Annotated in this window: 25 protein-coding genes and 1 tRNA gene; 10 read left to right on the top strand and 16 right to left on the bottom strand. The window is 58.6% G+C overall.

All coding sequences use genetic code 11. From position 1 onward, the window contains the following. Window positions 1-74 precede the first annotated feature (74 nt). The 3 genes from JK176_RS10880 to JK176_RS10870 form a co-directional block, all read right to left on the bottom strand. Window positions 75-1,682, bottom strand: coding sequence for a hypothetical protein (locus JK176_RS10880; RefSeq protein ID WP_211587875.1), 1,608 nt, complete (start codon window positions 1,680-1,682; stop codon window positions 75-77). A gap of 173 nt (window positions 1,683-1,855) precedes the next feature. Further along, on the bottom strand, window positions 1,856-2,314 hold the full coding sequence (locus JK176_RS10875) for an HIT family protein (protein WP_211587873.1): 459 nt from the start codon (window positions 2,312-2,314) through the stop codon (window positions 1,856-1,858). A gap of 35 nt (window positions 2,315-2,349) precedes the next feature. Further along, window positions 2,350-3,834, bottom strand: a complete 1,485-nt coding sequence (locus tag JK176_RS10870) for a sugar porter family MFS transporter (protein WP_211587871.1) — start codon at window positions 3,832-3,834, stop codon at window positions 2,350-2,352. A 120-nt stretch (window positions 3,835-3,954) separates the two neighbouring features. Between JK176_RS10870 and JK176_RS15125 the strand changes: the two genes are divergently transcribed. Further along, window positions 3,955-4,083: a hypothetical protein gene (locus JK176_RS15125; RefSeq protein WP_264815894.1), complete on the top strand. Its 129-nt coding sequence runs from the start codon at window positions 3,955-3,957 to the stop codon at window positions 4,081-4,083. Here JK176_RS15125 and JK176_RS10865 read toward each other — a convergent pair. From JK176_RS10865 to JK176_RS10850, 4 genes are all read right to left on the bottom strand, one after another. Further along, the gene (locus JK176_RS10865; protein ID WP_062032716.1) at window positions 4,070-4,876 is read right to left on the bottom strand and encodes a metal ABC transporter permease; all 807 of its coding nucleotides are present in this window, start codon (window positions 4,874-4,876) and stop codon (window positions 4,070-4,072) included. The genes JK176_RS15125 and JK176_RS10865 overlap by 14 nt on opposite strands. Next, window positions 4,863-5,552 (bottom strand): ATP-binding cassette domain-containing protein, encoded by a 690-nt coding sequence (locus JK176_RS10860; RefSeq protein ID WP_211587869.1) that lies wholly within the window; start codon window positions 5,550-5,552, stop codon window positions 4,863-4,865. Before JK176_RS10860 ends, JK176_RS10865 begins: the two co-directional genes overlap by 14 nt. Further along, window positions 5,539-6,414, bottom strand: a complete 876-nt coding sequence (locus JK176_RS10855; RefSeq protein WP_249194444.1) for a metal ABC transporter solute-binding protein, Zn/Mn family — start codon at window positions 6,412-6,414, stop codon at window positions 5,539-5,541. The genes JK176_RS10860 and JK176_RS10855 overlap by 14 nt, the downstream gene beginning before the upstream one ends. 75 nt (window positions 6,415-6,489) lie before the next feature. Beyond that, entirely contained in the window at window positions 6,490-6,897 is a 408-nt protein-coding gene (locus JK176_RS10850; protein WP_194260992.1) for a lytic transglycosylase domain-containing protein, read from the bottom strand. Between the two features lie 105 nt (window positions 6,898-7,002). Here JK176_RS10850 and JK176_RS10845 point away from each other — a divergent pair, with 105 nt between their 5' ends. After that, on the top strand, window positions 7,003-7,479 hold the full coding sequence (locus JK176_RS10845) for a YbaK/EbsC family protein (protein WP_211587867.1): 477 nt from the start codon (window positions 7,003-7,005) through the stop codon (window positions 7,477-7,479). On the opposite strand, the gene galE is transcribed toward JK176_RS10845, so the two are convergent. The 5 genes from galE to JK176_RS10820 form a co-directional block, all read right to left on the bottom strand. Further along, entirely contained in the window at window positions 7,476-8,465 is a 990-nt protein-coding gene (gene galE, locus JK176_RS10840) for a UDP-glucose 4-epimerase GalE (RefSeq protein ID WP_211587865.1), read from the bottom strand. The two genes, JK176_RS10845 and galE, sit on opposite strands and share 4 nt — an antisense overlap. A gap of 78 nt (window positions 8,466-8,543) precedes the next feature. After that, window positions 8,544-8,981 carry a DUF2501 domain-containing protein gene (locus JK176_RS10835; protein WP_211574832.1) on the bottom strand — a complete coding sequence of 146 codons (438 nt, stop codon included), beginning with the start codon at window positions 8,979-8,981 and terminating at the stop codon, window positions 8,544-8,546. 111 nt (window positions 8,982-9,092) lie between these two features. After that, window positions 9,093-10,307, bottom strand: a complete 1,215-nt coding sequence (locus tag JK176_RS10830; protein WP_249194443.1) for an AGE family epimerase/isomerase — start codon at window positions 10,305-10,307, stop codon at window positions 9,093-9,095. 57 nt (window positions 10,308-10,364) lie between these two features. Next, a tRNA-Ala gene (locus JK176_RS10825) sits at window positions 10,365-10,440 on the bottom strand. Window positions 10,441-10,543: 103 nt separating this feature from the next. Next, a complete protein-coding gene (locus tag JK176_RS10820) occupies window positions 10,544-11,155 on the bottom strand; it encodes a Maf family protein (protein WP_211587863.1) in 612 nt (203 codons plus the stop codon). 353 nt (window positions 11,156-11,508) lie between these two features. On the opposite strand from JK176_RS10820, the gene hemE reads away from it, so the two are divergent. Genes hemE through hemJ form a run of 3 tightly spaced genes read left to right on the top strand, consistent with a single transcriptional unit; the run spans window position 11,509 to window position 13,714 of the window. Next, window positions 11,509-12,570 (top strand): uroporphyrinogen decarboxylase, encoded by a 1,062-nt coding sequence (hemE, locus tag JK176_RS10815; protein WP_194260996.1) that lies wholly within the window; start codon window positions 11,509-11,511, stop codon window positions 12,568-12,570. Further along, on the top strand, window positions 12,567-13,271 hold the full coding sequence (locus JK176_RS10810; protein WP_211587861.1) for an HAD family phosphatase: 705 nt from the start codon (window positions 12,567-12,569) through the stop codon (window positions 13,269-13,271). Before hemE ends, JK176_RS10810 begins: the two co-directional genes overlap by 4 nt. Continuing rightward, entirely contained in the window at window positions 13,268-13,714 is a 447-nt protein-coding gene (gene hemJ, locus JK176_RS10805; RefSeq protein ID WP_194260998.1) for a protoporphyrinogen oxidase HemJ, read from the top strand. The genes JK176_RS10810 and hemJ overlap by 4 nt, the downstream gene beginning before the upstream one ends. Before the next feature lie 102 nt (window positions 13,715-13,816). Here the strand turns inward: hemJ and JK176_RS10800 are convergent, their stop codons facing one another. Both JK176_RS10800 and JK176_RS10795 read right to left on the bottom strand, forming a co-directional pair. Continuing rightward, window positions 13,817-14,788 carry an SDR family oxidoreductase gene (locus tag JK176_RS10800; RefSeq protein ID WP_211587859.1) on the bottom strand — a complete coding sequence of 324 codons (972 nt, stop codon included), beginning with the start codon at window positions 14,786-14,788 and terminating at the stop codon, window positions 13,817-13,819. Window positions 14,789-14,811: 23 nt separating this feature from the next. Further along, the gene (locus JK176_RS10795; RefSeq protein WP_194261309.1) at window positions 14,812-15,411 is read right to left on the bottom strand and encodes a DedA family protein; all 600 of its coding nucleotides are present in this window, start codon (window positions 15,409-15,411) and stop codon (window positions 14,812-14,814) included. Window positions 15,412-15,561: 150 nt separating this feature from the next. On the opposite strand from JK176_RS10795, the gene JK176_RS10790 reads away from it, so the two are divergent. Further along, complete coding sequence (locus JK176_RS10790; protein WP_211587857.1) at window positions 15,562-17,493, top strand: prolyl oligopeptidase family serine peptidase; 1,932 nt, start codon at window positions 15,562-15,564, stop codon at window positions 17,491-17,493. A 19-nt stretch (window positions 17,494-17,512) separates the two neighbouring features. Here JK176_RS10790 and JK176_RS10785 read toward each other — a convergent pair whose 3' ends face one another. Beyond that, on the bottom strand, window positions 17,513-17,860 hold the full coding sequence (locus JK176_RS10785) for a hypothetical protein (RefSeq protein ID WP_062107198.1): 348 nt from the start codon (window positions 17,858-17,860) through the stop codon (window positions 17,513-17,515). Between the two features lie 419 nt (window positions 17,861-18,279). Between JK176_RS10785 and JK176_RS10780 the strand changes: the two genes are divergently transcribed. Further along, window positions 18,280-19,245 carry a DMT family transporter gene (locus JK176_RS10780; protein WP_249194442.1) on the top strand — a complete coding sequence of 322 codons (966 nt, stop codon included), beginning with the start codon at window positions 18,280-18,282 and terminating at the stop codon, window positions 19,243-19,245. 43 nt (window positions 19,246-19,288) lie between these two features. On the opposite strand, the gene JK176_RS10775 is transcribed toward JK176_RS10780, so the two are convergent. Beyond that, complete coding sequence (locus JK176_RS10775) at window positions 19,289-20,698, bottom strand: MATE family efflux transporter (protein ID WP_249194441.1); 1,410 nt, start codon at window positions 20,696-20,698, stop codon at window positions 19,289-19,291. A 159-nt stretch (window positions 20,699-20,857) separates the two neighbouring features. Between JK176_RS10775 and flgE the strand changes: the two genes are divergently transcribed. Genes flgE through JK176_RS10760 form a run of 3 tightly spaced genes read left to right on the top strand, consistent with a single transcriptional unit; the run spans window position 20,858 to window position 24,787 of the window. Next, entirely contained in the window at window positions 20,858-22,165 is a 1,308-nt protein-coding gene (flgE, locus tag JK176_RS10770; RefSeq protein ID WP_249194440.1) for a flagellar hook protein FlgE, read from the top strand. 25 nt (window positions 22,166-22,190) lie between these two features. Next, complete coding sequence (flgK, locus tag JK176_RS10765) at window positions 22,191-23,723, top strand: flagellar hook-associated protein FlgK (RefSeq protein ID WP_211587855.1); 1,533 nt, start codon at window positions 22,191-22,193, stop codon at window positions 23,721-23,723. A gap of 2 nt (window positions 23,724-23,725) precedes the next feature. Next, window positions 23,726-24,787: a flagellin gene (locus JK176_RS10760; protein ID WP_211587853.1), complete on the top strand. Its 1,062-nt coding sequence runs from the start codon at window positions 23,726-23,728 to the stop codon at window positions 24,785-24,787. The last annotated feature ends 41 nt before the right edge of the window (window positions 24,788-24,828 follow it).

Raw genomic sequence — 24,828 nt, 5'->3', positions numbered from 1 at the left:
ATAAGATTTTCTACGCTCTCAGCCGAGAGAGGCTGGAATGACCGTAATATTCCCAGATAAAATCTTGATTAACTTTAATATTGTGGGACTATATTCATAAATCTTTCAGCCGTCTGACAGATAACCAGATCGGGCTTCTCTTTTTCCACAAGATCAAAATCAATATTTGATGACCAGACGCAATAAAAATTTTCTAAATAGTTGGAAAACCACCACCCAATACATCCCTGGTCAAGACAGTTTCCAAAAAAAGAATTTCCAAAAGCAATTACTTTCTTTTTTACGGGCGCTGATGGATTGTTCCAGACTGAATATTGCCCTGTATGCTTTCCAGGAACGCCATGGAAAGTTTCCACATTAATCCTGTCAGACATAAATTCATCATTTTCAGTCTCATAGAATTTATCGTAAATGAAATTACCTAAAATTCGATCACTCAAATCCCCTTTTAAAATCATTTCTTTATTAAATTCTTTTTCTCCAGAAATAAAATTAAAAATTAATCCCAATATGTGTGAGAATATTTCATAACTTCCTCTTGGCTGAAGGTGCGTATCAAGCTTTTTATATAAATTTTCCTTATTTTTTAAGTCTTTTCTAGAAAAAGCACTCAAAATAGACGTGTAAAAATCATCTTTGCGAAGTTTTTTTTCTAATTCAAACAAATTATTTGTTGGAGTTCTAATTTCAAACGGAAATAAATCAGGGTAAACAGATATTTTTTCTGGTATTATTATTTGAATAAATTTTGAATTCAAACTACTTACTTTTTTATTTCTTATTTTTAATAGGGAGTACCATGCTTCTGACGTTAGATCCTTTTCATTTTTATTATCATATTGTTCAATCAAATTATTTGAACCACCGGTCAAAAAAGCATGACCCTTTCTCCCCATCACCGCATCTTTATGTGCAGACATAAATCCCACTGGGATTTCAATAGGAGTTGTCTCAAATACTTGATAATTTCTATCTCTTTCAATATAATTTCTTAAAGAAGCGGAGAGAATTCCAACACCAAGATCAGGAACAATGTCAAAACTATCTGATTTTTGATTTTTTAAGAAAAAAACAGCTTCTTTTATTGAATTTCCTATATTCTTCTTTATAATGTTTAGATAATTTTCATTTTTTAACTTGTATTTTTTTATAATAATTGGATCAATATCTAAGTTTAAGTTGATAAAATTCTTTATTATATACAAATCCTTTACAAAGCTTGCCCAACCCAAATCTGAATTTAAAATAATATCTCCATCTAAGTGAGATGCTTTTATAATTTCTTCGCAAACTAATTTAACATTTTCATCAGATTTATTTTCATCAAAATATAATTCATTCAATTCTTCCCATCCTAAATAATGAAACCCCAAATCATCAACAGTCTCACTGGACGGTATACATCTTAGATAAGTTCCTGTTTCTAAAAAATTTATTCCAATACTTTCTCTTAAATATGCTTCATCTATGGAAATAATTTTCTTAAAACATTTAGTAAAACTTTCAATTCCAATATCAGGATCAAAATTTTCCAGAGAAAAAATAATTCCTAACGCCGGAAATTTCTTAAATTTAAGCATTATTATTTTACGCAACGGATTTTTTGGATTTTTATTTTTTGAAAATTCTTCGTTGCATCTAATAACGAATTCATCTTCTGCTGATTTTATATAATATGCCATAATAACTTTCTTTAAAAAATCGGCGTGGTTTTTATTAAATAGATCAAACCTGTATGCAAATCTACTCCAACAATCGCCTTGGAAAAGATAACCATCTCTTGAGAAAACAAGAAAATAACCCCTGGATTCACTATCTCAACAAAGAAAACTTTACGTGTTTTCAGCGGATACGATCATAGGTTTATTACATCCTGAGCCAGAAATAAAAACCGGCGCATGGCTTCCATGAACGCACCATCCTGCTCCATGCTGGACGGACGCGCGGCGTCGTAATCATAGACCGTCCCCGCCGGGCGCGTAGCTTTTTCGGGATCTTCGGACGCATAGCGCGGCACGATATGGGTATGCAGGGACGGTGCCAGATTACACCAGGTCTCGTAATTGATCCGCACTGCGTCAGTGACCGCCAGAAGCGCATCCCCGACCGCCGCCATGTCAGCCAGATACTGTACCCGTGCCTCGCCGTGCAGGTCATTGATCGTCGGCACAACCGGGTCGGCCAGGAGCTGACAATATCCCGGCAGAGGCTGCGTCTCCCCGATCACCAGCCAGCCCGATTTCATCCGCCCGATAACAGAAGGGTTGCTGCCACGTCGTGCGGCAGCAACCCTCTGTGCGATAACATCCGTCATGGTCGGTTCCCCTTCTACGTGAAGGGGAGAGCGTATCATGCAGCGGCTTCGACGTCCTCGTCTTCGCTTTGCACGATCCGCGTATTCCCACGCGTGGGGCGAAAGCGCTTTTCAACCAGCGCTTCTTCAATATCTTCCAGAGAGGCCCCCGCTGTTTCCGGCACGAAGAAGAACACGAAAATCACGGACGCCAGATTGACGAACGCATAGAACCACATCGTCCAGCTCAGCCCGATGGCTTCCGCCATGCTCAGCGCCGTGCTGGTCACCAGAAGATCAGCCCCCCACAGCGTCGCGGCATGAAGCGATGTCGCCTGTCCACGCATCGACAGCGGGAACATTTCCGCCCCCAGCAGCCAGCCACACACCTGAATCCCGCCGGAATTGAACATCATGAACAGTAGCAGGAACACAACGATCAGATAGGCTCCCGTGCTGCCCGGAGCCGGATGGCTCAGGAACATCACGCCAAGCCCAACGAGCGACAGCGCAGCCCCCGGCCCCATAATGAGCATCAGACGACGACGGCCGATCCGGTCCACGAACATGCAGCCCAGAAACGTCATGATGCAGTAAATCACCGCCACACCCAGCGACGCCAGAAGGGCGGAAGACGTGCCGAAACCCGCATCATTCAGGAAGGTCGGGGTATAGTAGATCATCATCTCCAGGCCGCCGCACTGCGTAAAGAACGCAACACCAAGCGCCGCCACAAGCGCAGGACGCACCCATGGCTGGAACAGACCGCGCCAACCCCGGTTCTGCGGCTCGATCCCTTCCGCATTCTCGCGAATGGTCTGGACTTCCCGGCGGATAGCCCGCTTGGTCGTGCGAATGCGGCCAAGCTGGATGATGGCACTCTTCATGCCCTCATTTTCTGCCACCCAGCGCGGGCTCTTGGGCATGAAAAACATGGAAACGAACACGATCGCTGCCGGAATGGCCGCAATACCCACCATCGGGCGCCAGCCCCAGGCCACACGCTGGGTAAAGCCGATGATGTTGGCAATCAGAATGCCCAGACCGATCGCCACATTAAACAGCGTCACCAGCGTGCCGCGACGTTCCTGCGGCGCCAGTTCGGAAATATACATCGGCACGACCTGCGTCGAACCACCAACCGCCAACCCCAGCACAAACCGTGCCGCAATCAAGCTCCAGACATCCGGCGCCAGCGAGCAGGCCGTCGCTCCCGCCACGAACACGCCACTGACCAGACAGGTGGTGTTCCGCCGTCCGAACTTCTCCGACAGACTTCCTGCACCAAAGGCACCGAAAATCGCCCCCAGAAGGATCGCGGAAGCCACCCATTCCTTCATGGTGGCATTCAGATGGAAATCATCCCCGATCAGAGGCAGCGTGCCCGAGATGATGCCGGTGTCATAACCATACAAACCGCCGCAGATCGCAGCGACTACAGCCGCCAGAATCAGCATCAGCTTGGCATTGGGAGAAACTTCGATGGACGCGGGATCAATATGCTCCCGTCCGGTTCGGACTGTTTTCGTATCGTTTTCCATAGGGGGATAACATATCACGAAACGATTGGTTTTTCAGGTTCGGCAGAAAACAGCCGAAAAATACACTCAAAATACATTCAGGATTGACTGTCGCCTCATAACCCCTTCAGGATACACGTCATGCAGACACCCGATACAACCAACGATGTTCCCGTTATTGGCACGAAAGCGCTGATCATCATGCATGTGATGCTGGTTGCATTCATCGCTCTGGTGCATTTCAAGCTGACGAGCGCTACGGACTTCTGAACCGCCGCCACAGGTCGGCCAGCGCATAGGATAGGGCAGCACCAAGCCCGATCCAGAACGGAACCGGCGCATCCGTCACCCAGGACAGCATCAGTCCACCCCACGACAATCCCAGCGCCAGCCCGACGGAAACGGCAATCCCGGCGAGCGGCCCAAGCCCGAGCTTCAGCGCTGTCGCGGCAGGCCCGATCATCAGGCTGAACGCCAGAAGTGCCCCGGCCACTTCCGCACAGGCCGCACAGGCCAGCGCCGCCACGGCCATAAACACCACCGACACTAACCGCGCCGGAACACCCCGCGCCCGCGCCACTTCCGGCGCCAGACTGGCAAACAGCAGCCTGCGCCCCAGAAACGCCAGCAGTCCAAGACACAGCACGGCCACCCCGCACAACGCCTCCAGCGTCGGCACATCAATGCCCAGAACGTCACCGAACAGCAGCGTAGTCGCAAGGCTGGAGCCCCGGTTGCTCATGTGCAGGAACCACGCTCCCAGCCCCAGACTGGCCGCCAACACAAGCCCGATCGTGCTGTCGCGCTGGGCGGGAACGCCACGCTCCCCTTCGCGCTCGGCCCCGATAACGAACCCCGCCATCAGACTGAACGCCACCATCCCCGAAAGCGGCGGAAAGCCAAGCCAGACCGCTCCGGCCGCCCCGCTGAATCCGATATGCGACAGCGCATGGGCCGCGAACGCCTGACGCCGCAACATCAGGAACCAGCCCACCGTCCCCGCCAGAACCGACACAACTGCCGCGCCCACAAAGGCATGGCGCATGAAATCAAACTCGAACATGCAGCCCCCCGTCCGCAAGCTGCACAACCCGTGTCACAGCCCCGGACAGGGCCTCGGTTTCATGAGACGTCAGCACAATCCCGATCCCCAGGCGCTCCGTCAGATCCCGCAACAGACGCACCGTCCGCTCCTGCCCCGCCTGATCGAGCGCCGCCAGCGGCTCATCCAGCAGCAGCAGATCCGGAGTCCCTGCCAGAGCCTGCGCCAGCCCGACCCGCTGACGCTCCCCGCCGGACAGCAGCCCCAGCGGACGATGCGCAAATGCCGAAGCCCCCGTCAGCGCCAGAAGCCGGTCCGCTTCCTCCCGCCGAGACCGCAAACGCAGCGGCAGACCCCAGCGCACACCGTCCACCGCTGCGCGCACATGACTGACCGCCGGAAGCAGCAACGCCGCATCAGTCACACTCTGCGGCATGTAACCGATATGCTGCCGAGCCTGCGTCGGCGGCAAACCATGCGTGAGAATTTCGCCCGCCTGAAGCGGGATCAGCCCCAGCATCGCCCGCAGAAGCGTGGACTTCCCCGCCCCGTTCCGCCCGGACAGAAGCGTCATGCCCGAAAGCGGCACCGTCAGGGACGCATCCCGCAACACACAGGTCGATCCTGCCGTCAGCGTCACGTCCCGCAGAACCAGCCCGCGCTCCGGCTGACAGCAGACCCGCTTATTTTCCGCCATCACCCAGCGCCTGCTCCACCGTCTGAAGAATGCCATGAACCCAGCCCTGCCAGGACTGGCCTGGTGGCAAAGTCTCCCCAATCGCCACGACCGGCAAGCCCACAGCCTGCGCACGATCCACCAACCGGTCGATCTGCGGCGAATGAATCGCCGGATTGGTCATCAGCATCCGCACCTTACGCCCGTCAATCAACATATCGACCTGCGCCACATCGCGCGGAGACGGCTCCGCATGGTTCATGATCGCAAGCGCAAAATTCTCATCCAGCACAGCCAGCCCCGCATCACGAAGCAACGTCTCCCCGACCAGCTCCACCGCCGCCACGGGCACAGCCTCATGACGGGCCTTCATCGCCGCCAGACGATCCGTCACGCCGTCCAGTTGCTTGCGGAACGCCGCCAACCGCTCCGCCACGGCCGGTGCGGAAATTCCCGGCTGATGCGACAGCCTGTCCGCAAAGACCTGTGCGACTTTCCCCACCGCCGCCGGATCGAGAAAGAGATGCGGATTATCGCCGGGCCGCCACCCCGCCAGAGACGCCACCACGATCCGCTCCGGCACGGAAGCCGTAAAGGGAAGCACCCAGTCGTCATAGGTCGCACCATTCACGACCGCGATGGTCGCCCCCGCCATGGCGCGCGCCATGGAGGGCGAGGGCGTCAGATCATGCGGATCGATTCCCGGTGTCGCCAGAAGGGCCTGCGTCTGCACATCCGCCCCCCCAATCTGCGCCGCCACATCGCACCAAGCTGCTTCAACGCACACCACACGCACGGGAGCGGGCGACGGCTCGGCCTGAGCGACGGCTACAGATCCTGAAATCAGTGCAGCCAGCAACAGAGCTGGAAAAAAACGCATCATGGTCCTCAGGGCAGGGGTCAAGGCTCAGGTGTTATAAAGTAACATTTACGGCCTGACCATCCTCACCGGATCGTCTTATCCCTGACGCAGATAAAGTGCCGCCGCCGCGGCCACAACCTTGCGCTGGTAATCCAGATTGAGCGGCAGCGTGCGGGAATGGTAATCCCCGATCGCCTTCATCAGATTGCCATGCTCCTCATTCAGCGCCCTGCGCAGGATCATCGCCGCCGCCGCGATATTAAAACACGGCTCCAGCGCCAGACGCGCCGCAACCTGCGACACCGGCTGATGCGTCATGGACGCGATCGGCAAAATCCAGCGCGAATTGATCTGCATGAGCCCGATATCAACCGAGCCGTCCGTATTGGTGCTGACATGCCCCATCGTCCCGCCCTCAACCCGCTGGATTGCAGGCAGGATGCGCGGCGGCAGATGGTAATGCAAAGCCGAAGCCAGCATGCAGGCCAGCAGACCGCCAGCCATGATTATGAACAGACCACAGGGTGAATCATGCCTCGACCCTAGCATCGGAAGCGCCTGCCTGCCATCCTGAACCCCTCGTGATGACCGCAAAGGACAGGAGGACACGTGCAGGACACATCCGCGACCCTGACACTGGACGCTCTCGGCATTCCCTATGAACGCCATGTCTATGACTACGACCCCTCAGCAGGGAAACTCGGCGTGGCCGCCGCCGCAGCGCTGGGCCTGTCGCCGGATCACGTCCTCAAGACCCTGATGGTTCAGATCGACGGACGCCCCGCCTGCGTGGTGCTGCCTGCGGATCGCGAACTGGATTTCGCCCGCGTGGCACAGGCCTTTGGAGGCCGGAAAGCCAAGATGCTCTCCCGCCCCGATGCCGAACAGCGCACCGGCTACCGCATCGGCGGCGTGAGCCCTTTCGGACAACGCAGCGCCGTCCCCACGGCCTTTGAGCAATGCGGCATGGACGGCCCGCCCGTCGTCATCAATGGCGGAAGCCAGGGCCTTCTGATCGCGTTATCTCCGCAGGATGCCCTGACCGCCACTGGTGGCCTCGTGGCCGATCTGGTCAAACCGCTTTAAGCAGCGCCATATCCATCTGGATGGTCCACACGCCAGCGCAGGGCCGTCTCGACAATATCATCAAGCTGGCTGAACTTCGGGTCCCAACCCGTTTCCTTGCGGATCTGCGAAGAATCCGCCACCAGAACCGCCGGGTCTCCCCCACGGCGCGGCGCCCATTCCCAAGGCACTTTCCGACCGCTGACACGCTCGACACTCTGGACGACTTCCAGATTGGTAAAGCCCAGACCATTGCCCAGATTATACGTCACGGACCGCTCATCGAGCTGCCCCATGGCGCGGATATGCGCGTCGGCCAGATCCGTCACATGGATATAGTCGCGCACACAGGTGCCATCGCTCGTCGGATAGTCATTCCCGAACAGCTTCAGCCCGGCCCGACGTCCCAGCGCCGCGTCGATCGTCAACGGAATGAGATGCGTCTCCGGCCGGTGATCCTCACCCAGACGTCCCTGTGCATCCGCACCCGCCGCATTGAAATAACGCAGGCACGCGCTCTTCATGCCGCAGATCCGGTCCGCCCAGACCAGCGCCCGCTCGATCAGATATTTGCTCTCGCCATAAGGCGATCCCGGATCCACCGGCGCATCCGCCGAAATCAGCGGCGGGCGGTCATCGCCACCAAACAGCGCCGCCGTCGAAGAGAACACAAAGCGCTTTACGCCATGCCGCGTGCAGGCCTCGATCAGGTTCAGAGCCGTGATGTAATTCCGGCGCAGATAGAGGAAAGGCTGGCTCATGCTTTCGCCCACAAGCGACAGCGCCGCAAAATGCAAAACCGCATCCCACTGCCCCGAAGCCACCGCCCGGTCCGTCGCCTCTGCATCTGCCAGATCGACATGAATGAACTGCGCGCCCTGCGGCACGGCGGCCCGATGGCCCGTGCTCAGATTGTCGAGAACGACAACCTCATGTCCGCCATCCACCAGAGCCTGTGCCAGATGACTTCCGACAAACCCGGCCCCGCCCGTAACGAGATATTTCACTGATCCAGTTATCCTTTTTCCAGAAACATCCCGGACTGCCACGGCTGAACCATGACAGGCCGGGACATCCTCATCAGATCAGAGAAGATTCTGCGCGCGACTAAGAATCATGCTGCATACTTTCTGCTTCAACTGGCCCTTGAGGCTCGACAGCGACAGCGGATTGCTGCCCCCTGTCAGAAGCTGCCCCTGCTGTCCGGCGGCATAATCGCTGGAGGACGTCACGTCCTGTTTGCCCGTCAGGCTGCTCAGGGCTGAAGTGGCGCTGCTGCCGCTCAGATAGTTGTTCTGCACACAATAGCTCAGAACACCCGCAACATTGCCCGTGCTGGCGGAAGACACATTCGGCAGCATGCTGCCCATGATACCGGTGCCCCCGGTCATGCCACTCATGCCCGACATGCCGCTCATGGCATTACCCGCACTGCCAACACCCGGAATGGACTGGGCATGGGCCGAGGACGCAACAAGAGCAGCGGCCACAAGACCCGCGAAGAGACCGTTCGAGTAACGCATCCTATTTCTCCTTCAGAAGACGCTCAGGGCAGCACCTGTCAGAAGTCACCGTCGCTGCCGACATGTTTACCGAAAGTGACGCTAACATAGGATGGCAGCGGGTTCACCCGTCTAACGTCCGCAGAACTCCCGCGCCGCACCATAAATATGGTAGAGCGAACTGGCCGGAACGTCCGAGACTGTCACGTTTCCAAAGGCGTCGAAGCGATCCACCCACAAAGCGCTCTTCTGATCGGGACTAAACGTTCCAAAGAAATGTTCCGTCAGCCCCCGCAGAATATCCGGCCTCTCATTCCGACAGACAAGTAGGCGGCAAAGCTCGGTCTGCGGCCAGATCCGCGTTGCCTTTTCAACGGTCTGCCCTCTCTCCGTCACGGCATCCCACACGACAGCGCCCTCTCCGACACGCCCCACGCCATGCGCTATTCCGAACGCGAACAACCCGTCCGCCGCCCGGCCAATCGCCCCGGCGTCCGGCGTTCCCGGCTCAAGACGCAGATACTCTCCCAGCAGCCAAGCCCATTCAAAGAGATGCCCCGGTTCTACCCGGTTGCTCCCCACAGGAGCCGTCGGGCGCCAGTCTGTCATGAAATCTTCAAGAAGCGCCCCCGATCCGGGCTGGATAAATTTCCCCAGCGCCAGACGCACCAGAGAGCGCGCTTCGTCCAGATAAAAGCTGTCTCCCGAAACCTCGAACAGCACCAGAAACGCCTCAAGCAGATGCATATGCGGATTCTGATGCCGGACCGCTCCCGTCAGCGGCACCTCGTCCAGAAAGCCGCCATGCTCCGCCCGGAAAATCTGATGCAGTTCCAGCACCGTCTGCCGCGCCACTGCCAGAAAATCCGGATTGCCACTCAGGCGATACGCCCAGCCATAGGCAAACAGAATGAAGGCATGCGCATAGAGGTCCCGTTTCGTCCCGACCGGCGTTCCGTCCGGTGCGACGGAAAAGATCCACCCCGCCTGCCCGTCCCGATGGCGATAAAGCCGCTCGACCTTTTCCAGACACATCAGCGCCTGCTCGGACGCCTCATGCAGCCCATCCAGCGCCGCCCGACAGAATGTCGAAATCTGCCGCGCCTGCACCATCAGCCGCGACGCTTCCAGAACCAGAGGCTCTCCGGAAAATGTCAGACGCTCGTGATACAGACCGCGTGTGCGATCAAACCCCACATCGCTCCAGAACGGCAATACCGTCCGCGTCAGCCAGCTGCCCCAAGGGGCCTGCTGCTCAGCATTCATGAGGGTCGGCAAAGAAGTGTGAGGCGTTCCGGTCTGCATTTGACTGCCGTATGAGAGCTGAACGTCCGCGTCAACAGACATAGATCAACCACAGCAGAGCCGGACCGGAAATTTCATATTTTTAGGAGAGAAGGAAACTGGTGGAGCCAATCGGGATCGAACCGACGACCTCCTGAATGCCATTCAGGCGCTCTCCCAACTGAGCTATGGCCCCACATGTTTCATCTGCGGCCCCTTTGGGACGGAGCCGGATGAGGGCGGTATATCGTCATGATTTCGCCCTGACAAGCCTGAAAAACAGATTTCGACAGCAGTTTTCACGCAGAAATCGCCTTCAGCCTCCGCAGTTCCTCCAATAACGGAAGCAGCGGCAGCCCCAGAACGGCATCCTGTGCCCCTTCGACAGCCGAAAAAAGCTGTATTCCGGGGCCTTCCAGCCGATACGCGCCCACACAGGACAAGATGGCAGCCCCTTCCCGCTTCAGATAGGCCTCAAGAAATGCCTCCGAAAACTCCCGCATCGTCAAACGCGGCGATGCCAGATGCTCCCAGATTTTCTCGTCCCCCTTATAGAGAACCACCGCCGTGCGCAGAACATGCGTCCGCCCCCGCAGCCGACGCAGATGCTCTCCTGCCTCCGCCACAGAGCCCGGCTTGGCAAAGGCCATCCCGTCCAAATCGAGAATCTGGTCCGCAGCCACAGTCAGATCCTCGAAGCCCACATCCCGTGTCGCGAGATTGGCTTTTGCATCTGCCAGAGCGATCGCCGTTTCCGAAAGCGTCTGTCCCTGTACCTCACAGGATCGCCGCAGTGCTTCCTCATCGAGATCGACCGGTCTGGCCTGCACCGTAAGACCTGCATTTTCGAGCAACATACGCCGGGCTGACGACCCGCTGGCAAGAATCAGGGAAGTACTGAAAGACATCATGATGTACGACTCCGTACTATCGACTGCGGAAAGGAGGACGAGTACTGCAAGAAACCCTGTGAAGGCATTGCGTCAGTACTGGGGTACATGGGGATAGTACCTGCCCTCCCGAAAAGAGTACCGAGTACCGTGGATTGTACGGTACACCAGCCGGAACTGGGGGTTGTACACAGCCTCTCTGTGGGCAATTCGGGATAGAATCAACGACTCCCTTGCAGACTGCGGCCTTCAGAGTTGTACACAGTGTGAACAAGACGGGGTACATTTTCAGAAAGCCGGGTACCCCGGTATCCACAGGGATCATCTTAACCTCCAGCATTTCTTTCTTTTTTCTTTTATGATTAGTGGGCGGCATGATTTCGGAAAACGCATCTTCCTCACCCTCATCAAAACCGCTTTTGCGGGCTCTCCGTGGTGAAGCCGTCTGGCCGCCTCCGGTCTGGCTCATGCGTCAGGCAGGCCGCTATCTCCCCGAATTCCGCGCCATGCGCGATAAGGCCGACTTCCTGACCCGGTGCATGACTCCGGACATGGCCACCGAACTGACGATCCAGCCGATCCGCCGCTACGGCATGGACGGCGCGATCCTGTTTTCCGATATCCTGATCCTGCCCTGGGCCATGGGTCAGTCTCTGGACTTCATCGAAGGCCGCGGCCCGGTTCTCGGTGCCATCCGCTCCGAAGCTGACCTCGCCCGGCTCGATCCCAAGCGCGTACAGGATGCCGTCGCCCCCGTGCGCGAGACCTTGTCCCGCCTCGCCAAAGAGCTTCCCGACGTCACGACCCTTCTGGGCTTCGCAGGCAGCCCGTTCACGGTCGCCTGCTACATGGTCGAGGGCGGTGGATCGCGGGATTTCGCTGAAACCCGCCGCATGATGCAGACCAACCCGGCCCTGTTCGATCGCCTGATCGACACCCTGACTTCGAGTACCGCCGAGATGCTCTGCGGCCAGATCGAAGCCGGTGCGGAAGCCGTGATGCTGTTCGATTCCTGGGCCGGAATCCTGCCGCCTTCAGCATTCCGCCGCTACGTGATCGAACCGACGCGCCAGATCGTCGCGTACATCCGCGCCCGTCACCCTAACACCCCGCTCATCGGCTTCCCACGTCTCGGCGGCATCATGGTCCGCGAATACGCGCAGAAAACCGGCATCAACACGCTGGCGCTCGACACGGTCGCCGACCCGGCCCAGATTTCCGAACTCCTGTCTGAAGCCGTTCCGGGCCTCACCCTTCAGGGCAACATGGACCCGATGATCCTGTTCTCCGGCGGTGAGACAATGATCCGTGAAGCCCAGGCCATCCGCGACGCAATGCGCGGAAAACCCCATGTTTTCAACCTCGGACACGGCGTCATGCAGCATACGCCCCCTGAAAACGTGGCAGCCCTCGTCGAGGCGGTACGGTCCGTATGACAACCGCTCTGGATCCAGCGGGCCAGCTGAAACTGGTCATCTTCGACTGTGACGGCGTGCTCGTGGACAGCGAAGGCCCGTCCTGCCGGGCCACGGCGGAATTCGCCCGATCCAAGGGCCTGTCCATCTCCGACGAAGAGGCGCATGAGCGTTTCGCAGGCATGGCCCTGCCGCAGATCGTAACCGAACTCGAACACGAAATCGGTCATGCCCTTCCGGCAGAAACGGCAGTCATGCTGCGCGAAAATCTCGTACAGATGATGCAGAAAATCGCAGAACCTGTAGGCGGAGCGCCCGAAATGCTGGCAGGCGTACGGTCTTTGGGACTGCCGGTTCGCGTCGGATCGAATTCTTCCGTCCGAGAGATGGAAGCCAAGTTCGAAAAAACCGGAATGTCGCAGTATTTTCCCGAAAACCGCGTCCACTCCGCCAACGATATGGGCTGCCCCAAGCCCGCCCCGGACGTCTATCTGTACGCGGCAAAAGTAGAGGGCGTCCTGCCAGAAAGCTGTGTCGTGATCGAAGACAGCGATACTGGAGCAGAAGCCGCCTGGAAGGCTGGCATGGCCTGTGTGCTTCTTCGCCCGGAAGACATGCCCGCACCGCCCTTCTGGCCCGTCGAAGGCGCGGTCCGCATCGCCCATCTGGACGAGTTGGTACCGCTGTTGCGCCGGACGCTTGAAAGCCAGACACACGCATGACCGACTTTCTCGCGACCTATCAGAGCTGGATACTGTCCCTACACATCATGGCGTTCATCGCCTGGATGGCCGGGACGTTCTATCTCCCGCGCCTGTATGTCTATCACTGTCAGGTGGTACCGGGGTCTGCCGAGAGCGAGCGGTTCAAGGTCATGGAGCGCAAACTCCTGCGCCAGATTATGACGCCCGCCATGATCGTGACATTCCTCGCAGGCGGCGCTCTGGCCTCCATTCCCGGATTGATCGACTGGAACGCAGGATGGTGGTGGACAAAGCTGATCTGCGTCTTCGGTCTCGCCGGATTCCACGGTGCCTGCGGCACATGGCGTCGCGGTTTCGCCGAAGACCGCAACCAGCATCCGGAAAAATTCTACCGGATCGCCAACGAAGTCCCCACCATCCTGATGATGGTTATCGTCATCATGATCATCGTCCGCCCCTGAAAAAGATCCCGAATAAAAGTTTTTGGTGAAGCTTTTTTCAAAAAGCTTCAAAAGACCGTCACCTTTTTGAAAAAAGGCGACACCCAAAAACTTTTATCACTTTCAGATCAGGCCGTATTTTACGCCGGTCATCTGTTCCGAGACAGTCCACAGCCGTGCGGCCAGTTCGGGTACATGCGCCAGAGCCGGCAGCCCCGCGATCCCCGGCACACCACGGCGTTCTCCCGGCCCCTGCGGGCCATAATAGCTGCCGTCATGCGCCTGCGGACTGGCAAGAGCATAGAGCAGCGGCCACGCCCCTTCCTCGACGGTTTGCCCCATGGCGTGAAACACCGGCCCGGCGACACTGCGCGCCAGACTGCGCATGAACCGCGCGGCTTTGTTGGCGGACTGGTCCAGACTGCCGTTATTCGCGACGATATCACTCGCCGCCCAGCCCGGATGCGCCGCACGCGAATGAATGGGCCAGGGCGCTTTCGCGGCCCGGCGGTTCAGTTCGAGCGCAAACAGCAGGTTGGACAGCTTGCTCTGACGATACCGCACCATCGGATTGTAGGAATGCCGCGCATTCAGATCACCGAACGGGATTTCGCCCTTCAGCGCCGCCAGAGACGCCACCGTCATGACCGTCGCATTCCCCGCCGCCAGCAAAGGCAGCAGGCGCCCCGTCAGAGCGAAGTGCCCGAGATGGTTGGTGCCGAACTGCAATTCGAACCCGTCTTTCGTCGTCAGACGCGTCGCAGGCCCCATGACCCCGGCATTGTTCGCCAGAAGATGGATCGGCTCGCCCCGGCTGTGCATCGCGGACGCAAACGCCTCGATCCCGGCCAGAGACGCCAGATCCAGCAACTCGAAACGCGATTTGACGAAGGGCACGCGCTCATGAAGCCGTGCCAGCGCCGCCCGTCCCTTGTCATGACTGCGACCGCTCAGCACGATCGCAGCGCCCTGCCTGGCCAGCCCGCAGGCGACCTCGAACCCCAGCCCCCCGGTCGATCCGGTAATGAGCGCCGTCTTTCCGTCCAGACGGTCAAGAGAGTCCGTAGACCATGCGGGAGCGGAGGGCTGTGTCATGACGTCTGTCCTTCCAGTCTGTGTCAGCTCGGTTTCTTGTCCATACGCGATTCCTCACGCTTTTCGTCTTCCTCGGCCTGCCGGAGCGCCTCATCCGTCAGGCGCTTCTCGTTCTTCTTGAGAAAAACGAGCCCCCCGATCAGACAGCAGACCCCCACGACTGCCATGGCGATCCCAACCGGCCCGGTGATCTTCTCGATCTGCTTGCCAAGCTCATAGGTCACAAAGGCATAGCCACCGGCCCAGCAGATGCCACCGAGCGCATTGAAGAACAGGAACGAATGCCAGGGCATCCGGTTCGCTCCCGCCAGCAATGCGACGAACACGCGCAGCACCGCGACGAAACGCCCCAGAAACACGACGATCCCACCATGCCTGCGGAACAGATACCGCCCCAGCATCAGCCGCTCTTCAGTCAGACCAACTTTCTGACCGTGCTTTTTCAAAATGCCGTAACCGAAGTGATGGCCGATCAGATAGCCGATATTGTCGCCCATAATGGCGCCAAGCACGGCTGCCAGCGCGATCCAGCGGATTTCAAGATGATGGGTGCTGCCTGCATAAAGCGAAGCGGCGATAATGACGCTCTCCGCCGGAAGTGGAAGTCCCATGCTCTCGAACATGACGGTGATGCCGACGACGCCATAGCCATACTGCACCAGCATGTGATCGAGAAAATGACTGAGATGAAACAGTGTCCTGGTCCTGTTCAAGCTGTGGCGGAAGAGAGTGCCACCGGCTACGATACTACGGCATCGGAGACAGGATGAAAAATGACGCCCCCTTCCCCCTCATCTTCCGCAGCCTTGTCGGGACACTGGCCGTCCTGGGTCACGCCCGAACTGGTGGCCGGACGCACGCTGTCTTTCTCCGAACTGCGCACTGCTGGGGAGTGGATCTTTTGGCTTGAAAGTCGCCCGGACGAACAGGGCCGCTCCGTCATCACGGCCCGCGACCCTGAAGGCCACATCCAAAACCTGATTCCGCCGGAATACTCGGTCGGCACTCGTGTGCATGAATATGGCGGTGGCGCATGGGACGTACGCCTGAAAGACAACGCCAAAGACAATGCCCCGCAGGTCGTTTTCAGCGATCGCAAACGCGGCGGCATCTGGTTCAGCGACGGCACCACCGCCACGCAATGGGCGACGGCGGGTGAAAGTCCCGAACACCGCTACGCCGACCTGACATTCGATCCCACTGCTGATGCCGTGTTCTGCGTGCGCGAAAGCCACGGCGATGGCGTGCCGCTCGCAACGCTGGTCCATGTGCAGGCCGACGGACGCGAAATCGTGCTGGTCGAAGGCGCGGATTTCTACGCCGCCCCCCGGCCCTCACCCGATGGAAATTTTCTGGCCTGGTTCAGTTGGAACGACCCGGCCATGCCCTGGACCGTCACGACCCTTTCCGTCGCCCCCTTCGATCGCACAACCGGCACGCTCGGCCCCGTTACCGACCTGACCGGACCCGAACCCTGCAGCATCATCGAACCCTGCTGGTCCCCCGACGGCACGCTCTACGCCACGTCCGACGCCTCGGGCCGCTGGACCCCCATCCGCTTTTCCCATGACGAGACAGGCTGGCACCCCCATTCCCTCGAAGGCGCCAACGCCGAAATCGGCCTGCCGCACTGGGTGTTCGGGCAGCGCAGCATGGCCCCGCTGCCCGGAAACCGCCTGCTGGCCCTCGGTATCCGCCAGGGCCTTAACCACGTTCTGCTGGAAGACAACGGACGCTGGACCGACCTTGCGCTCGGCACGCCCGTCAACGTCCCCGAACCTCTCGGAAATGGACAGTTCGCGTGGATCGACGCCCCGGCCGACGCCCCCGCCGCCATCGCCTTCGGCCGCCCCGACGAAGCCTGCGACCGCTTCCGAATCAGCGTCACCCTCCCGCACGGCGTCACGAAAGCCGATATCGCAACCCCTATCCCCCTGAGCTTCCCAACTGCAAACGGCGCAGAAGCTCACGCCTTGGCCCATGCCCTGTTCTACGCCCCCGCCAGCAGCACCAGCGCCCTGCGGGACGGCGAAAAACCCCCGCTTGTCGTCATGGCGCATGGCGGCCCGACCGGCCGCGCCAACCCGTCCTTCGCTTTCAAGGTGCAGTGGTGGACGTCGCGCGGTTTTGCCGTCCTCGACGTCAATTATCGCGGCTCAACCGGCTTCGGCCGCGCTTACCGCGAAGCACTGGACGGACAATGGGGTGTCGCGGATATCGAAGACTGTCTCGCCGGCGTGCAGGCGGTGCTTGATCGCGGCTTCGCCGACCCCGCCCGCTGCGTCATCCGCGGCAGCAGCGCCGGCGGCCTGACGGTCCTCGGCGCCCTCGCACAGTCGGACCTCTTCGCCGCCGGAACCTCCCTCTACGGCGTCACGGACCTGCGTGCTCTCGCCGAAGAAACCCACAAGTTTGAAGCCCGCTATCTGGACGGGCTGATCGGCCCCTATCCCGAAGACGAGGCCGTGTATCTGAAACGTTCCCCCATCACACAGGCCGAGGGCATTACCGTTCCTGTCCTGTTCCTGCATGGCGGCGCAGATAAGGTCGTTCCCCTGTCACAGGCGCAGTCCATGTGCACAAAACTCGAACATTCCGCCCTGCACGTCTATCCGGAGGAAGCCCACGGCTTCCGCGCCCGCGAAACCATAGAAAACGCCCTGCAACGGGAACTCGCCTTCTATCAGCAGGTTTTCACTTCATAGACCCCGGCAGATCCCGGTTTCAGTCGTCGGCAAGTCCGAACTGGCTGGGATAGGGCATGGCGTTGCGGCTGAGTTTCTTCTTTTTCCACTCCGCCAGCGCCCTGTCATATTCGACATGGCGCAGAGCGAACTGCAGGGCTTCCACATGCCGCTCGTCGGCCGGGTCCATCATGTTCCGGCGCCAGCCCGCCGCAATCAGCCAGTATTCCCCGGCCAGCCGCCAGTCTCCGGCCTCATGATGCTCCAGCGCCAGACGCTCAAGCCCATGATATTTGTTCTTCGGATTGGCGAGCGCTTCAGGCGTGAGAATGAAATCATCTCCTTTCCAGAGGAACGTCGATTTCATGTAGGGAAACTGCCGGGTCATCACACCCGGATCTCCGAAATGTTCTTTAATCAACATCGGAACCAGCCTGTCGTAAGACCTCCGCCATTCGCACTGCACAGACCGTTTCCCTGAAAATCACATTGAAAGAGTGCGGCCTCTATAACGAACAGGAACACCAGAGTCGATTTCTTCGACCAGCTCCCTATCCCGCATTAATAACAATATAATTGTTATTAATAAATAAAATTATGTTATCATTCAATCTATACCGTAATTGTCAAAGAAAATATTCGAAGTCCCGAAAACAGGTTTGAATTTCCATAATACTTCTTCTAAGAAGCCTGACCGCAATTACCGATGCCCTTTTTAGGCCCGAACGCTCTGTTATGCGTTCAGAGGGCACAGGGTTATTTTTTCGGCACGATTCCTTCTCTCTCCCGTCAGAGTCCCCGAGCCTTATGGACACCAAAACCCTCTTCTCCGGAATGGCGCTGGCCTTCGGAGCATACTCCGCATTCGCCATTAGCGACGCCTTCTCCAAATTGCTGGACGGGAGTCTCGATCCCTTCGAGGTTGCGTTTTTTGGCGGGGTGTTCGGGTTCCTCGTTCTTCCCTTCATCCGCAAATCAAACGAGTCCTACCTCGACATCGTGCGCCCGAAGCTTCGCGGCATGTGGCTGCTGCGGGCTGTCTGCGTCTTCGTCGCCACGGCTGCCAGCGTCGAAGCTTTCATGCTGCTCTCGATGCCCGAGGCCCTGTCGATCACCTTCCTGATGCCGCTGTTCGTCACGATCCTCTCCGTCGTGCTGCTCAAGGAGAAAGTGACGTTCTGGGCATGGCTTGCGGTCGCTTTGGGCTTTGCGGGCGTTCTGATCGTGCTGCGTCCGGGAGTGCGCCCGCTCAATCTGGGCCATCTCTGCGCGCTTCTGGCAGCCTGCGCCAATGCGGGCAGCGTGATCGCCTACCGGATCGCCAGCAAGGAAACCGTGCGCCTGTCACTCTTCGGGTCCAGCCTGATGGGCGCACTGGTCGGCAACGGTCTCCTCATGCTCGCCCACGCCACATGGCCCTCCAGCACAAAGATCTGGTTCTACCTGTTCGGCTACGGCTCCCTGGCCGCCCTCGGACAGCTCTGCATGATGCTCGCAACCGCCAGAGCACCGGCAAACCGCGTCGCCCTGCCGCAATACAGCCAGATGGCCTGGGGCGTTGCGCTGAGCTACTTCCTCTTCAAACAGCCGCTTGATCGCTGGACCTTCGTCGGTATCGCGGTCCTGACAGCATCAGGCATGCTGAACTGGATCCGTCAGCGCATCCGCTACGAGAAAATGGCAATGAAAGAGCGTCTCGAACGCCTCAAGGCGCGCAAAGTCGCCAAGGGAAACCTCAAAGCCGCCAAGCAAAGCGCGCTCTCCACTCGCTAAACACGCGTTCCGCCGCTGCGCATGCGGGTCAGAATGCTGACTCTCAGAGACGCGGCGGAACGCCTGATGACGGCTCTATAATCCCTGGCTCCAGCTTCCGGATCACCCGGAATGCCGTCACGACCGCGAGACTGCCAAACAGCACCACGCCCAGCGACTGCCCGACCAGTATCCCGACCGGCCCATAAGCCGACCCGATCCAGACAAACGGAATAGTCCCCAGCGTCGCCCGCCCCCAGTTAAAACCCGTGGAATAGAACGGGTGCCCCAGATTGTTGAACGCCGTATTGGCCACAAACAGCAATCCGACGAACATGTAACTCAGCACCAGCCAGCAGCAGAACAGCCGCACGATGTTCACGCCCACACCCTGAAGCTCAAAAAGCTGGATGATATAAGTGTGCGCCCCCGCCAGAACCAGCCATGTCACGCCCACACACAGCGCCGTCAGCTTCAGCGCCGCCAGAAGCGCCTCCTGCACGCGATGGATCTGCCGTGCGCCAAGGTTCTGCGCCATGATCGGCCCGACCGACCCCGTCAGTGCGAAAACCAGCGAAAATGCCACCGGCACGATCCGGTCGATGGTCGCCTGTCCCGAAACGGCATTGAGCCCAAACCGCGCCATCGCATGCGTCACGAACAGAGCGCCTGTCGGCGTGGCCAGATTGGTCGCAATCGCCGGAACCGCAATTCCGCCAATCAGCCGCGTGGACGGTCCGAAAGCGGAACGCTGCGGCCATTCCAGCATGGCATGGCCCCGAAGATTCAGAAATCCGCTTGCCGTAATGGCCAGCCGCGCCAGAACCGTGCTGATCGCTGCCCCCTCAAGTCCTAGATGCAGCCCGAAAATCATGATCGGGTCCAGACACGCGGACACAGCCGCCCCTGTCAGCGTCACCCGCATCGAGCGTTTGGCATCTCCCACTGCCCGCAGCAGCGATGAAAGCGCCATCCCAAGACACACAAGCGGCAGCGCCGGTGACACGATGTGCAGGAACGTGGCGGCATGCTCCTGCGCCTCGCCATGCGCGCCCAGCAAGCCCAGCAGAGGCATGGCAAAGGTCGCCGTCAACAGGCCCAGAACGGTCGCAATCCCAACCATGACCACCAGAAACGCCGAGGCCATCCGACGCGCCTCGGCATGCTGACACGCCCCGATCAGCCGCCCCGTGCAGGCCCCGAGCCCGATCGTCATCCCGATGGAAACCGATACCTGCACGTAGCTGACCGCCGTCGCAAACGCGATCGCCGCCGTCAGCGTCTTGTCATGCAGATGCGAAATATAACCGTAATTGAGCAGATCCACGGCAAACACGGCCATCAGCCCGATCGCCCCGGTCCCGGCCATCGTCACGACATGACGCATGATGCTGCCATGAACGAATCTGGCCGGTCTTACCGGGGAGTCGTCAGGAATACAGGGCTTTTTGGGGTCGTCATCTGGCTCTGGCATGTCACTGTATCATGCCCGTTTCAGGGAAGGAGAACCAGAGGTCGGTAGTGTTTTTTCGCCCCGGTCTTTACTCTGTCTCTGTTCGTAACAGTAGGCGAATCCGCCCTTTTTGCGCTTGTAAGGACTTCTTTAATATCCGGTGTGGAATCTTCGGTAGCGATGCTCGGGCATACGACCCGCAGCCTGTTGCATGTCCGGGAGTATGCCATGTCCTCGATCATCAATGCAGTTCACACTGCCGTCAGCGGCCTGAACTCGCAGTCACACGCCTTCAGCGATCTGTCCAACAACATCGCCAACAGCCAGACCACCGGCTACAAGGCCAGCACCACCAGCTTCGAGGACTACGTCACCAACAACGAACTGGCCAGTGACGGCGAAGCCCTGAGCGACAGCGTTGTCGCTACCACCCGCCAGCACAACGACAACCAGGGTATGGTGACGACCTCGACCAACAGCACGGCCCTCGCCATTTCCGGAAACGGCTTCTTCAACGTCGTGCAGGCCACCGGCCAGAGCAACGACAGCACCCCAGTCCTCGGCACACAGCAGTATTACACCCGCAATGGTGACTTCTCGCAGGACAAGAACGGCTATCTGGTCAACACGTCGGGCTATTACCTCGAAGGTTACAATGTCAACGCCTCCACAGGCACCCTGAGCACAGCCCTTAGCCCCATTCAGGTGCCCTCCACCGTCAAATTCCAGCCGACGGAAAGCACGAAGCTGACCCTGACCGGCCAGATCGGCAGCACCGCGACATCCAGCGGCGGCAGCGCCACCACGTCGGCCACGGCCTATGACAGCAAAGGCAACGCCCAGACCGTCTCCCTGAACTGGACGCAGGTGAACGCCACGACCTGGACCGTCAGCAATCCCAATGACGCGACCAACAGCGCGACCGTGACGTTCGATTCCTCCACCGGTGCGATTGCCTCCGTCAACGGACAAAGCCAGGCCTCCGGCTCCACCGCCAGCTTCGAATATGACGGCTCGCCTCAGGACATGACTGTCAGCCTCGGAACCATCGGTGGCACAAGCGGCGTCAGCCTCGCAACGGACGGCTCCACCCCGACCGGCGTTACGGCGGTGTCCGACAGCGTGACCACCGGCACGTTCTCCGGCATTTCCATGCAGACGGACGGCTCGGTCATGGCGACGTTTGACAACGGCTACTCCCAGCTCGTCGCCAAGATCCCGCTGACAACCTTCGCCAGTCCGAACAACCTGTCTCCCCAGAACGGACAGGCCTATACCGCTACGTCCCAGTCAGGCACCCCGCAGATCAACGCCGTCAATACCAATGGCGCCGGCACCCTGAGCACGGCCTCGGTTGAAGACTCCACAACCGATCTGACCGGCGATCTCAGCAAGCTGATCGTGGCCCAGCAGGCCTATGGCGCGAACACGAAAGTCGTCTCCACGGCCGATCAGCTTCTTCAGACAACCTTGGCGATGATCCAGTAAACACGACTGAAGGGACACCGGCTCCATGGGACTGAACAGCGCACTCTCGATTGCAACTTCCGGCCTGAATGTCGTTCAGAATGCCATGGCCGTTGCCTCCAACAACGTCTCCAATGCAGGGACAAGCGGCTATATCAAGGAAAACGCCAACGTCCAGTCGAGCGTGGCTGGCAACACAGGCACGGGTGTCCGCACCGCCGCCACCACACTCGCGACCAACCAGCAGGTCCAGAAGGCGCTTTACGCCCAGAACGCGGATGTGGCGGCCTACACGGCCACCAGCAATTCCCTGTCCAACATCACAGCGCTTCAGGGTTCCACCAGCGCCACATCCGGCAGCAGTGGAACGCTTTCAGATGAACTGGGTAACCTCCAATCGGCCCTGACGTCCCTGACTTCTACGCCTGATAGCGCCTCGGCCCAGAGTACGGTCGTCTCCGCGGCATCCACCTTCGCCCAGTCCGTCAACACGCTGGCTTCGGCCTATCAGACCCAGCGTCAGACAGCGCAGGATGCCGTCGTTTCCTCGGTCTCGGACATCAATACCGACCTCACCACGATCGGCACCCTGTCCACCAAGATCATGAACCTCAAAAGCACCGGTCAGGACACGGCCGCGCTGGAAAACCAGCGCTATACGGCCCTCTCCTCCCTGTCCTCCGAGCTTTCCGTCTCATGGTCCGAGTCCGCAAACGGCGACATGACCATCGCCACGGCCGACGGCGTCACCCTGCCCACGCGTGACACCAGCAGCTCCAGTGGCGCGACCGTCTCGTCCACATGGCCGCTCACCACGTCGTCCGCTCAGATTTCGGTCAGCACGACCTATCCCGGCACCTCGTCCAGCAACACCATTCCCGCCATCACCCTGAACGGCCGCGATGTCACCACGCATCTGACGGGCGGGACGCTGGGCGCAAACATCACCCTGCGCGATACAACACTCCCCACCATGCAGGCGCAGCTGGACTCCCTGTCTTCGACGGTCGCCACCCGTTTTCAGGCTCAGGGTATGTCCCTGTTCACGACATCGGGCACAAACGGCGTTGTTCCGGGAACCTCCCAGACAGACCTTATTCCCACCGGCAGCGTCGGCTTCTCGCAGGACATCAGCGTCTCCAGCACCTATTCCAATGACCCATCCAAACTGCTCGACAGCACGACATCCGGCACGCAGACCATCCAAAACGTCCTGAGCTATACGTTCGGCACAACTTCCGACTCTTCCGGAACCGCCCAGACGGCCGCGCCCAGCACAAATCTCGGAATGACCGGAACCCTGTCCACGGGATACACGGGCAACCAGAAAATCATTTCCCTTGCGACATCCCTGACCGCCAATCAGGCCGCCACGGCCAGCGATGCAAGCAGTGGCCTTGCCCTGTCGCAGACAACACAGACCAGCCTGACGTCCAATCTGTCCGGAACGTCCACTGTCTCCATCGATACGGAAATGGCGAATATCGTCACGCTCCAGAACGCCTACGCTGCCAACGCCAAGGTCGTTTCGACCGTCCAGACAATGTTCAGCGCCTTGCTGAGCGCAATCGGAACCTGATCATGACCGGAACCATCTCCAGCTTCGGCTTTGGCGGAATCTCCAGCCAGCTTCTCCTCGGCGTCCAGAATCTGTCGCAGGCGAAAGACGCCCTTCAGCTTCAGACCAGCACCGGCGTGCTCGCCAGCAGCTATGCCGATCTCGGGTCTTCGCGGACACAGGCCCTCGCGCTTCAGCCCGCCATCACGCAGGTTTCCGCTTGGACAAGCAACGTCACGAACGCCCAGACGACGCTGACCACAACACAAAGCGCCCTGTCCCAGATTTCCACCATCGCCCAGGACCTGACGAGTTCGCTTTCCACTCTCGGCAGCACGCTGTCTTATTCAACCGTCACGACGGCTGCCTCTGCCGCCCAGTCGGCGCTGACTTCTCTGGGCAACCTGCTCAACACCCGGCAGGGCGACAGCTACGTCTTCGCCGGGCAGCAGAATACGACTGCTCCCGTCAGCACGGATCTGGGCACGTCGGACCTCGCGACCCAGATTGCCAAAACAGTCAGCCAACTCGGTTCGACCAACGCAGCGGATGTGCTCAGCACAACGGAAAATCTGGCCGCCAATACTTCTGTCGGTCAGCCTTTCTCGGCCACGCTGTCCACATCGCCCGATCAGGCACAGCAGCAGAACACGCGTATCGTCGTCGGACAGTCTGAAACGGTATCCGTCGGGATGGTCGCCACACAGGGCGCGACATCCACGTCCACCACTTCCCCGATCCGCGATCTCATGCGCAATCTGATGGTGGTCGCCTCCCTCGGCTCGTCTTCAACCAGCACCACGGACTATTCAAGCCTGATTTCCGGTCTTCAAAGCTCCATGGACACGGTCACGAGTGGTCTTGGCACCATGAGCGGCCTGCTGGGTGTCCAGCAGAACAGCCTGACCAACCAGACCGCCATGCTGACCCAGATGTCTTCGGCTTTGACGACCCAGCTCGGTCAGGTGAAAGACGCTGATCTTGCACAGGTTTCCACGCAGGTGACGGATACCAACAACCAGCTTCAGGCGTCCTATTCCCTGATCGCGGACATGAAAGGCATGACGCTGGCTTCTTACCTCTGATCAGGCCTTTGATCCCGGTTGAAAAACCGTTTGTGACATCG

The sequence above is a fragment of the Gluconobacter sp. Dm-73 genome (assembly GCF_018256215.1).
Lineage (GTDB): Bacteria > Pseudomonadota > Alphaproteobacteria > Acetobacterales > Acetobacteraceae > Gluconobacter > Gluconobacter cadivus.
Note: the sequence above shows the minus strand (reverse complement) of the source record. Positions and strands in the feature narration are given on the sequence as shown.

Coding starts and splice junctions, on each gene's coding strand:
- JK176_RS10810 (WP_211587861.1), top strand. CDS start 12,567: ATGACAACCGCTCTGGATCCAGCGGGCCAGCTGAAACTGGTCATCTTC.
- flgE (WP_249194440.1), top strand. CDS start 20,858: ATGCTCGGGCATACGACCCGCAGCCTGTTGCATGTCCGGGAGTATGCC.
- JK176_RS10855 (WP_249194444.1), bottom strand. CDS start 6,414: ATGATGCGTTTTTTTCCAGCTCTGTTGCTGGCTGCACTGATTTCAGGA.
- JK176_RS10800 (WP_211587859.1), bottom strand. CDS start 14,788: ATGACACAGCCCTCCGCTCCCGCATGGTCTACGGACTCTCTTGACCGT.
- hemE (WP_194260996.1), top strand. CDS start 11,509: ATGATTTCGGAAAACGCATCTTCCTCACCCTCATCAAAACCGCTTTTG.
- JK176_RS10865 (WP_062032716.1), bottom strand. CDS start 4,876: ATGTTCGAGTTTGATTTCATGCGCCATGCCTTTGTGGGCGCGGCAGTT.
- JK176_RS10785 (WP_062107198.1), bottom strand. CDS start 17,860: ATGACCCGGCAGTTTCCCTACATGAAATCGACGTTCCTCTGGAAAGGA.
- JK176_RS10830 (WP_249194443.1), bottom strand. CDS start 10,307: ATGTCTGTTGACGCGGACGTTCAGCTCTCATACGGCAGTCAAATGCAG.
- JK176_RS10850 (WP_194260992.1), bottom strand. CDS start 6,897: ATGGCTGGCGGTCTGCTGGCCTGCATGCTGGCTTCGGCTTTGCATTAC.
- JK176_RS10820 (WP_211587863.1), bottom strand. CDS start 11,155: ATGATGTCTTTCAGTACTTCCCTGATTCTTGCCAGCGGGTCGTCAGCC.
- JK176_RS10870 (WP_211587871.1), bottom strand. CDS start 3,834: ATGGAAAACGATACGAAAACAGTCCGAACCGGACGGGAGCATATTGAT.
- flgK (WP_211587855.1), top strand. CDS start 22,191: ATGGGACTGAACAGCGCACTCTCGATTGCAACTTCCGGCCTGAATGTC.
- JK176_RS15125 (WP_264815894.1), top strand. CDS start 3,955: ATGCAGACACCCGATACAACCAACGATGTTCCCGTTATTGGCACGAAA.
- hemJ (WP_194260998.1), top strand. CDS start 13,268: ATGACCGACTTTCTCGCGACCTATCAGAGCTGGATACTGTCCCTACAC.
- JK176_RS10790 (WP_211587857.1), top strand. CDS start 15,562: ATGACGCCCCCTTCCCCCTCATCTTCCGCAGCCTTGTCGGGACACTGG.
- JK176_RS10860 (WP_211587869.1), bottom strand. CDS start 5,552: ATGGCGGAAAATAAGCGGGTCTGCTGTCAGCCGGAGCGCGGGCTGGTT.
- JK176_RS10880 (WP_211587875.1), bottom strand. CDS start 1,682: ATGGCATATTATATAAAATCAGCAGAAGATGAATTCGTTATTAGATGC.
- JK176_RS10795 (WP_194261309.1), bottom strand. CDS start 15,411: ATGTTCGAGAGCATGGGACTTCCACTTCCGGCGGAGAGCGTCATTATC.
- JK176_RS10780 (WP_249194442.1), top strand. CDS start 18,280: ATGGACACCAAAACCCTCTTCTCCGGAATGGCGCTGGCCTTCGGAGCA.
- JK176_RS10775 (WP_249194441.1), bottom strand. CDS start 20,698: ATGCCAGAGCCAGATGACGACCCCAAAAAGCCCTGTATTCCTGACGAC.
- JK176_RS10875 (WP_211587873.1), bottom strand. CDS start 2,314: ATGACGGATGTTATCGCACAGAGGGTTGCTGCCGCACGACGTGGCAGC.
- JK176_RS10760 (WP_211587853.1), top strand. CDS start 23,726: ATGACCGGAACCATCTCCAGCTTCGGCTTTGGCGGAATCTCCAGCCAG.
- JK176_RS10835 (WP_211574832.1), bottom strand. CDS start 8,981: ATGCGTTACTCGAACGGTCTCTTCGCGGGTCTTGTGGCCGCTGCTCTT.